An 8,893-nucleotide genomic window follows, 5' to 3' on the forward strand; every position below is an offset into this window, starting at 1 on the left:
CATCATGTTTCTCCCTACAAATTGAATACAATTAATTCAACAGGACCTGCCCTCGAATGTTCGTGAAACAGGTCGGCTAAAACGATAAAATCGTTCGTGTTTTTAATGATGATTATTCAGGAAACGCAAGTTTTTAATCAGGGATAAAACCATGCGGGCTATCAATGTAAACCGATAACTTTTATAAATTCGAAGGATTAGGCGAAAAGCGGAAAAGAATCTACCGGGAATGGGGTCACGGATTACGTCCCGGGGAGTGCGACAAGCAGTGGAAAGGCATCGGGACGTAACCCGATGCTACCGTTTTCGGCCCGAGAGTCACACAAAGTCGTCAACTTAATGCGTTCTTCGCCGGGGAATCCCCCTTTTCAAAGGGGGCATGGGGGATTTAACGCTCAGAATTACATCCCCCAAACCCCTTGAACCAAGGGGGAATTGAAACACAGCACCATTCAGAATGCTTAGGAATCGCTCATCAATAACATTCCCAACTATAAATCTTCCTCTCCATAGCTGTGCTTTGGCTGGTTGGAGGCAAATGGGTAAGTTATTTCTGTGCGATTCCTAAGTTGATGACATTGGGGAGTCACAGCATGATACGGAAAAGTTTATAACTTATTGTTTGAGCGTTCCTAAAGATCAATCAATGCAGCCTGAAGTTTGGCTTTGAGTTCCAGATCACGGTATTCGGTCGATTGGAGCCGTTCCATATCTTTTTGCGCCACGACCAGCAGATTGCCAACCACGCCCGGTGGAATTCCCAGACGATGTTTCAAATGCCAGGCCTGCAAGGCCACCGTGGCGTATTCTCTCAGCAAAAGACGCACTCCCTGGTTCAGATCATAGGTTTCAGCCATTTTTTTTGCCTGCCCATAGGCGGAGATGCAGGCCCTGAATTCCTTGTCCATTCTGGATTGAAGCTGCTTTGATCGTTGGGTGTGCTGAAGCGACAGCACATGCACCATGGTCATATGGATCCGGCCATGAGAAATGTAAGGCAGCAGTGAGTCTGGCCAGGTCTGTTTCAACTGGCGGATGATGTCGATGCTGAACTGGTGCAGCATTGGAATCATCCGGAACAAATCCAGCGCTCTGAAAAGGACGGGGAGCATGGCTTTATGATTTCTCAATACAGGTGTTTGCGAGTCTGCCATCCATGCCCGCACTTTTTGGGCGGATTCCCGAGAAACTCTTATATCAGAGATATAAAGACCTTCGTGTGAGCGCGGAACGCCTGACAGTTTTTCCGCAAGGCGCCACAAATTGTCCACCACTTCCATGCGGTTCTGGATGACTGTACCGGAGTCATTATTTTCACGGGAATACAGCACCAGTTCCTGACGGAGTCGTTTGAGGTATAACTGGTAACTTCGGATGATCGCGGTTAGGACCTCCGGATGCAGACAACCTGTCACCGCAATCACGCTGGATTGCATCAGACATTCTCGTGCGATTAACAATGGTGGTGTCTGTTCAAGGACGTTCTGGACCAGTTTGAGACGATGAGACCAATGCCTCGGATTCTTTTTTAAGGCCTTGACATGCTCATTGTTTTCTTTACTTAAGTGAAACCGTTGCAACGGTTCAGCAGATTTTCGTTCTGATAAATTCCTGGCAGGTGCCAGATTGCTATTTTTGTCTGAAGTTTCAGTCGAGTCATGAATGATTTCCAGTGCTCGTTGTTGCAATTCTTCAAACCATAAATCTTTTTCCAGGGAAACACCGGGAATTGCGTTCATGGATAAAATATTACGCAGATCACTGTGTTGCTGTGTCATACAACCTGTCTCAATGAAAAATACCGGGATATTCTTATTCTGATTGACTTGCCCATGTTCAAACCATCTGTTCCCAAACTTTCGCAGTATGATCCGTTTTTAATGTTTGTCAGCATGATTCTCATTTTGTGGGGAACCGTGATGATCTATAGCACCAGTGCTGTGTATGCGGAACTCCGCTTTCATAACAGTTACCATTTTTTACAGAATCAGCTCATTCATGTTTTCATCGGCTGTCTGGGAATGATTGCGGCATTGCTGGTGCCCATTTCTTTCTGGAAAAAAAATCTCCCCTGGCTGATGCTACTGGTGTTGCTCATGCTCATCATGGTTCTGATTCCTGGTATCGGCCATGAAGTCAAGGGCGGCAGACGGTGGATACGCCTGAGGGGATTAGGGATCCAGCCTTCCGAACTGTTGAAAATCACTCTGATCTTTTATGTAGCGTCTTATCTGGAAAGAAAACAAGAAGTACTTTCTCTATTTCTCCGGGGACTGACACCTAATTTCCTGGTAACAGGTGTTTTTTTGCTACTGGTGCTACTACAGCCTGATTTTGGAACGGTCATGTTGCTTTCTCTGACAGTGCTGTTCATGATTTATGCCGGAGGGGCAAGAAAATCGCATATTCTGGGCAGTTTATTTGGCGTATCGCTACTCGGGGGCATTCTGATCGCAACCCATTCCTACCGTGTCAAACGACTGCTGGCGTTCCTGAACCCCTGGGAAGATCCGCTGGATTCAGGATTTCAGATTATCCAGTCCTTCATTGCGCTTGGAACAGGTGGCTGGTTTGGACGCGGACTGGGTGAGAGTCGTCAGAAACTTTTTTTTCTGCCTGACGCACATACAGATTTTATTTTTGCGATTCTGGGGGAAGAATTTGGTTTTCTTGGCGGGTGTCTGCTGATATTGCTGTTTATGGTTTTTATTTGGCGGGGATATTTTATCGCCTGGAAAACCCGGGAATTTTTTCCGAAATTTCTGGCTTTTGGCGCGACAACCCTGATTGCGCTGCAAACCATGTTCAATCTTGGGGTTGTGACAGGTCTCCTGCCAACCAAGGGACTGCCTCTGCCCTTTGTCAGTTTCGGGGGAACCTCCCTCCTGTCGACCATGTTCACCACAGGATTACTCCTGAATGTCAGCGCCATGCGTCATTCAGACAGCAAGCCTGTGGCCAACAAAACCTAACTTCATGTGTGGTGTTTTTCATGAGTGTTTCGTTCAGGTTTCCTGTTCCAGATATTTCTTGTAGCAAAAAGCACAGTGCCGTGATGCTACTTTCTGGAATGCTCTGTTTTTTATCCTCGGCCTTCGCCCAGGACCCTCCACAGATCAAGGCTGAGGACGCACCCCAGGTCAATCAGTATTTCCTGAATAATTTCATGAGTGTCGTGAAGGACAAGGATGACTGGACGGCCATAATGCTGGCGATCCGTACCAGCACTGAGGCCCTGGAGTTACTACTGAAACAGGGCATGAATGTGAACGTAAAAGGGAAAAACGAATTTGAACGGATCACACCACTCATGCTGGCCTGTCGTCTTGGCCAAATGGATGCGGTGAAACTCCTGTTAAGATACCATGCCGCCGTCAATGACGCCTCTCCCGAAGGAATCTCCGCGTTGATGTGGTCTGCACGGGATGGTCACACCGATATTGTCCAACTCCTTATTGAACATAAAGCCAATATTCACGCTCAGGATCAAAATGGCTGGACTCCGCTGATTTATGCGTCGACAGAAGGTCATGCGGACACCGTAAGTCAGTTATTGCAACAGGGTAGTCATGTTCACACCCGGGACAACCGGGGTATGGACGCCTTGATGTGGGCCTCGCATTTCGGACATTCAGATACCGTTCAGGTTTTGCTGGAGGCTCATGCGAATCCTCTCCAGCAGACCCCGAAGGGATTCCATGCGCTCATGTGGGCCGCCCGCTTTGGCTATGCTTCCACCGTTCAGTTGTTGATCGAACATGGCGCGGATGTAAATCTGAACGAAAAAGAGTTTGAACGAACTCCGCTGATGGTTGCCTCCCAATATGGGCATCTGGACGTCATCAAACTATTGCTGGCACATAATTCCCGGATCAATGCTCAAAGCAGTCAGAAAATGACAGCTTTGTTGTCTGCTATTCAGGAAAATTTTCCTGAGGTGGCTGTGTTGCTCATTCAAAGCGGCGCGGATCCGCTGATCAAGGATTCTTATGGCAGAGATGCACTTATTCTGGCCTCTGCTCAAGGATTGTATGGCGTGCTGGAAGCATTGTTGCCACAGATCAAGGATATTGAAACCAGAGACAACGAGGGCAAAACCCCCCTGATTTACGCAAGCACCAATGGGCACCTGAAAACAGTGATTAAACTGATTTCAAGTGGTGCCAATGTGAATGCCACCGACCAATATGGAAAATCGCCAACGATCTGGGCCATGGAGCAATCACAATTCAAGGTTGTCCAGTTTTTGATTTCCAAAGACGCGGATACCAAAAAAAATCTGATGTTCGCCGCGGAAGGCGGCTATACCGATGTGGTTCGACTTTTTATTGAGCGAAAAACAGATCTCAATGAAGCCGATTCCCGTGGTTGGACACCATTGATGGTTGCCAGCAATAATGGAAAAAAAGAAACCGTGGAACTGCTGGTTCAAAATGGGGCTAAGGTCAATGCTCGTGGAGCAAATGGCTGGACAGCCCTCATGCTGGCCGCAGGTTCAGGTCATTCACAGACGCTCAAGTTTCTTCTGGACAATGGGGCTCAGATTCATTTGAGAGATAATGATGACTGGGATGCGTTGGTCTGGGCCGCCGCAAAAGGACATACCGAAACAGTGGCGCTTTTGCTACAACATGGAGCTGATGTGAATAATCGTGGACTGAATGGAGTCACCCCGCTCATCTGGGCGTCTATCAAGGGGCATAAAGAAACGGTGACGCTGCTGATCAATCAGGGGGCTCAGGTGACAGCCCGGGATCGTTATGGCAAAACAGCGCTGATGGAAGCCTGCCTTCGGGAAAATAATGACACGGTCAAAGTGTTGATTGAACATGGCGCCAATGTGGATATCAATCTTCTGTTTGCGGCAGAACGTGGCTATACCAAAATCGCAAGCCTGCTACTCAAACAAAAAGCCATGCCGGATTATGTCAATGACCAAGGTGATACCTCCCTTATTCTTGCGGTCAAGGGCGGTTATATGGAAACAGTCCGGTTGCTTCTTGAAAACAAGGCTAAACCCGACATCGTGAACCTGCAGGGTCAGAGTGCGTTGACCATTGCCATTTCCCTGGGGGCTGAAAATATTGCCCGTTTACTGATCGGCTACAATGCCAATGTCAATATTCGCGGCACACAGGGGAACACACCACTGACCATCGCTTCTCTCAGAGGGTATAGTCCGATTGTGAGACTGCTGTTACGCAACCATGCCCAGGTGGATCTGAGAAACTCTGAAAATCTGACACCGCTTATGATTGCAAGTGAAAATGGTTATGCTGAGATCGTGCAATTGTTGCTGGATTTTAATGCAATGGTAGATCTTAAAAATGATCAGGATTATACCGCTTTGGGTCTTGCCGCTAAAAATGGTCACACGCTTTCCATAAAAATGTTGCTCGAGAAAAACGCGGATATCAATATGAATACGTTTGACCGCAATGGCCGGGGGGGGACTCCGCTTATCATTGCCACCATGAATGGACATTTTCAAAGCGTTAAAGTGCTTGTAGAAAATAATGCCACCATTGAAGCCCGGGAATTGATGTTTCGCCAGACAGCGTTGATGGTGGCCGCATCTCATGGATTTGCGGATATTGTGGAACTCCTGACCGGAGCCAATGCTGATATTGAAGCTCAAAGTGATTCAGGCGAAACGCCATTACTGCTTGCCGCGTTTAATGGACATCTGGAGGTGGTAAAAAAACTGATCCTGAAAACAGCGAATATTCATCATGCGAATCATAATGGACAGACGGCCTTGATGCTGGCGGCGCTCAATGGACATGCCACGGTAGTCGAGTATTTAATGCAGAGTGGCATCAATCCGGAAAAAGGAGATCCTTCAGGGAAAACCCCGTTAATGGTAGCGGCAATGCGAGGGCATATCAATGTGGTCAAGGTTCTTGTTCAGGTAAAAAAACTGGTCCGGCAACGTGATGATCAGGGCAATACGGCGATCACACTGGCTGAACAGGCTGGTTTTCCGGACATTGTTGAGGTGTTAACTTCTACGGAGTCGTCACAGGTCACGAGTCCACCAGGAAAGAATTAGCTTTTTTTCCCGCATCTCAAAAGTAGGCTTATCCAGTTTTCCTTCACTGAATCCCTGGCGGAGATAATGCAATTTTGCCAGGCATTCTTCGCTACTGTCGCTGAAACTCCAGCCTTTCTGATTTCTTAGAACAAGTTGCTGATATGTCTCTGGAGAAATCAGGATGGGCGCATCCCTGGCATAAGGCGTCAGGCAAATCATTGGTGTCATGTCTTCTCCATGAACTTTGGTGTATTCCTGTTCCTCAACAGGGTGTGTTTTCATGGCAATTCCCATTTAAACTCAGTTAAAATTCCGTTGTGGGATTTTTCCAGCCCATGGAGGGAATGGATTCCCATCTTTTTCAAAAACAAAAACAGGGTGTCAAAGCCAAGTCCCACTTCCTGTGGCGCATGAGAATCATCACCCGCCGTCAAACGGCCTCCATGCTCCAGAATGATTTGCAGGATTCGCTGTTCAGGATAAGGTTCCCCAAAGCCTTTTTTAAAAGCACGGGCATTGACATCAAATAACGCGCCGTAGGCAATGGCATAATGGATATTTCTGCGAATCAGTTTCCAAACAGATTCCGGCATTTCAAAGTCAGGGCGAAACAGTCGAATCAGATCAAAATGTCCAATAATTTCAGGGTGAATTTCCCGGAACATCTGATATTGAGTTTCATAGTAGGCTTTGAACACCTCCGAAGTGCCACCGAGACTCTGCTCCAGAAGTGAAATATCAGACTCCCGATAGTCAATCGGTATCCCTGAAACAAAATGAATGGAGCCCACCAGAAAATCCAGGTGGTATTGTGTTCGCAAGCGGCGGATTTCATCCCAGTTGGAATCGATCACTTCAATTTCCATTCCCACCAGCAGATGGATGCGTGATTGCTGGTTTGCCTGCAGAAATCGGGCTTCTGTCACATAGGACGAAAACATCTCGTGTAGTTTTTCAGAGGTGCGTCCGGCCTGTTGCTCTTCCTCATACAGAAATCCGGATCTGGGCATGTGTTCCGTAAGCCCATAATGCGAAAATCCACGCTCAACCGCTTGCGCAACCAGGTCACTTAGCGTTCCGTGAGCATGATCACAATAGGAACCACTGTGCCCGCCATGAAGAGAAACCAGCATTATTCCTGGAAATTCAAGGTTGAAAAGGCCTGTTCCATTCGTTCCAGTCCGGTATTGAGTTCTTCATCAGAAATATTGAGCGGTGGCAAAAATCGGAGCACATTCTTTCCGGCCTGAAGAATCATCACGCCCTGCTGATGACAGGCGTGATTGATCTCAGGCGCGTGATTGAGGAAACGACCCTTGAGTTCTGCGCCGACAATCAACCCCTGTCCACGAATTTCACTGAACATGTCATATTTTTTATTCATTTCTTGAAGTCTTGCTTTCAGGGTTGCTCCCTGTTTTTCTACATTTTTCAGAGTTTCCCGAGAATTGATCACCTTCAGGGCCGCTCTCGCGACAGCGCACATCACCGGATTTCCGCCAAAAGTGGAACCGTGATCGCCCGGAGAAAATACGCTGGCAAACTGGTTGGTGGTCAACACTGCGCCCAGTGGCAAACCACCACCCAGTGCTTTGGCCAGTGTCATGATGTCTGGAATCACGGTTGTCCATTCATAGGCGAACAGCTTCCCGGTCCGTCCCATGCCGCACTGGATTTCGTCAAAAATCAGCAGTGCCTTGTATTGATCACACAACTGGCGGAGATGCTCAAGAAACTGTAAATCGGAGATATTGATTCCGCCTTCGCCCTGGATGGGTTCAATCAGCACAGCGCAGGTTTTTTCTGAAATCGCCTGATCGACAGCGTTACGGTCATTGAGGTTGCAATACACAAAACCGCCTGTCAACGGAGCGAATCCTTTTTGATATTTAGGCTGGGCCGTCGCGCTCACAGTGGTGATTGTTCTGCCATGAAACGATCCCTGAAAAGTGATGATTTCACGCTTGTCTTCCGCAAAATGAGCACTGGCGTATTTTCTGGCAATCTTGATGGCGGCTTCATTGGCTTCAGCGCCTGAATTGGCAAAAAAGACACGCTCCGCAAAAGACAGGGATACCAGTTCTTCGGCGAGACGAATGGCCGGTTCAGAATAATACAGATTGCTGATATGCCATAGTTTTTCGCCTTGTTCCTTGAAAGCCGCTACCAGTTCCGGGTGTTGATGTCCCAGGCTGTTGACTGAAATGCCGGCACTCATATCAATATATTCCCGGCCATCTGTGTCCCACAACCGTGAGCCACGGCCATGGCTTAAAATAAATTTTTGGGGAGAATAAACCGGAAGATAATATTTTTCTCCCTTGGCAACCAGATCATGAGTCATTGATGAAGACGGCGTTTCCAGAGACATATCGAGACTCCAATAACAAGAAACATAATGAAATACTGACGTTAAAACGTGTGAGACCGGAACTATACCCGCACTCCCGCAATTCTCAATTTTAAAACATGAAGACGTAAAAATGGATTTTAGTGAGCAGCACCCTCAGTGAACGACTTTCGGCGTCGAGAGAACAACCTGTAACCTGGAAAATGAAAGGTCCCGAAGGTTCAGTCACAAAAACTAATCAGGATTGAAAGACTTTCATTGCCTTAAAATCACAGGTTGCACCTCACGGTTTCACGATGTATGATCCATGCACGGCATAAATTAAACACGCTGATTGTCATACTGAGCCAACGGCGAAGGATCTAAACATCTGTTATACTTGCTTGGGTTTTCGAAAAAAACATCTGTTGAGTTGTGTTGATTTGGCATAAAAATTTTCTGAGCGCCATTCACCCCAGGAGGACGTATGAAAATCCCTTGTATTGAAGCATTACCTTGGTTAGTAGCTG

The 8,893-nt window shown here is 47.3% G+C and carries 6 protein-coding genes; 2 read left to right on the forward strand and 4 right to left on the reverse strand.

The window, feature by feature from the left end; all coding sequences use genetic code 11:
- Window positions 1-632: 632 nt before the first annotated feature.
- On the reverse strand, window positions 633-1,778 hold the full coding sequence (locus tag HQM11_11395; GenBank protein MBF0351629.1) for a hypothetical protein: 1,146 nt from the start codon (window positions 1,776-1,778) through the stop codon (window positions 633-635).
- A gap of 54 nt (window positions 1,779-1,832) precedes the next feature.
- Here HQM11_11395 and ftsW point away from each other — a divergent pair, with 54 nt between their 5' ends.
- Window positions 1,833-2,972: a putative lipid II flippase FtsW gene (gene ftsW, locus HQM11_11400; GenBank protein ID MBF0351630.1), complete on the forward strand. Its 1,140-nt coding sequence runs from the start codon at window positions 1,833-1,835 to the stop codon at window positions 2,970-2,972.
- Between the two features lie 20 nt (window positions 2,973-2,992).
- Window positions 2,993-6,052, forward strand: coding sequence for an ankyrin repeat domain-containing protein (locus HQM11_11405; GenBank protein MBF0351631.1), 3,060 nt, complete (start codon window positions 2,993-2,995; stop codon window positions 6,050-6,052).
- Here the strand turns inward: HQM11_11405 and HQM11_11410 are convergent.
- Genes HQM11_11410 through HQM11_11420 form a run of 3 tightly spaced genes read right to left on the reverse strand, consistent with a single transcriptional unit; the run spans window position 6,020 to window position 8,405 of the window.
- Complete coding sequence (locus HQM11_11410; GenBank protein MBF0351632.1) at window positions 6,020-6,253, reverse strand: hypothetical protein; 234 nt, start codon at window positions 6,251-6,253, stop codon at window positions 6,020-6,022. The two genes, HQM11_11405 and HQM11_11410, sit on opposite strands and share 33 nt — an antisense overlap.
- A 59-nt stretch (window positions 6,254-6,312) precedes the next feature.
- Window positions 6,313-7,167: a histidinol-phosphatase gene (locus HQM11_11415; GenBank protein MBF0351633.1), complete on the reverse strand. Its 855-nt coding sequence runs from the start codon at window positions 7,165-7,167 to the stop codon at window positions 6,313-6,315.
- Window positions 7,167-8,405: an aspartate aminotransferase family protein gene (locus HQM11_11420; GenBank protein MBF0351634.1), complete on the reverse strand. Its 1,239-nt coding sequence runs from the start codon at window positions 8,403-8,405 to the stop codon at window positions 7,167-7,169. Before HQM11_11420 ends, HQM11_11415 begins: the two co-directional genes overlap by 1 nt.
- Between the last annotated feature and the right edge of the window lie 488 nt (window positions 8,406-8,893).

The sequence above is a fragment of the SAR324 cluster bacterium genome, from assembly GCA_015232315.1.
In the GTDB taxonomy this organism is placed as follows: Bacteria; SAR324; SAR324; order SAR324; family NAC60-12; genus JADFZZ01.

Excerpts from the sequence above, each read along its gene's own strand:
- HQM11_11395 (MBF0351629.1), bottom strand. The coding sequence starts at position 1,778 with ATGACACAGCAACACAGTGATCTGCGTAATATTTTATCCATGAACGCA.
- ftsW (MBF0351630.1), top strand. The coding sequence starts at position 1,833 with ATGTTCAAACCATCTGTTCCCAAACTTTCGCAGTATGATCCGTTTTTA.
- HQM11_11405 (MBF0351631.1), top strand. The coding sequence starts at position 2,993 with ATGAGTGTTTCGTTCAGGTTTCCTGTTCCAGATATTTCTTGTAGCAAA.
- HQM11_11410 (MBF0351632.1), bottom strand. The coding sequence starts at position 6,253 with ATGATTTGCCTGACGCCTTATGCCAGGGATGCGCCCATCCTGATTTCT.
- HQM11_11415 (MBF0351633.1), bottom strand. The coding sequence starts at position 7,167 with ATGCTGGTTTCTCTTCATGGCGGGCACAGTGGTTCCTATTGTGATCAT.
- HQM11_11420 (MBF0351634.1), bottom strand. The coding sequence starts at position 8,405 with ATGTCTCTGGAAACGCCGTCTTCATCAATGACTCATGATCTGGTTGCC.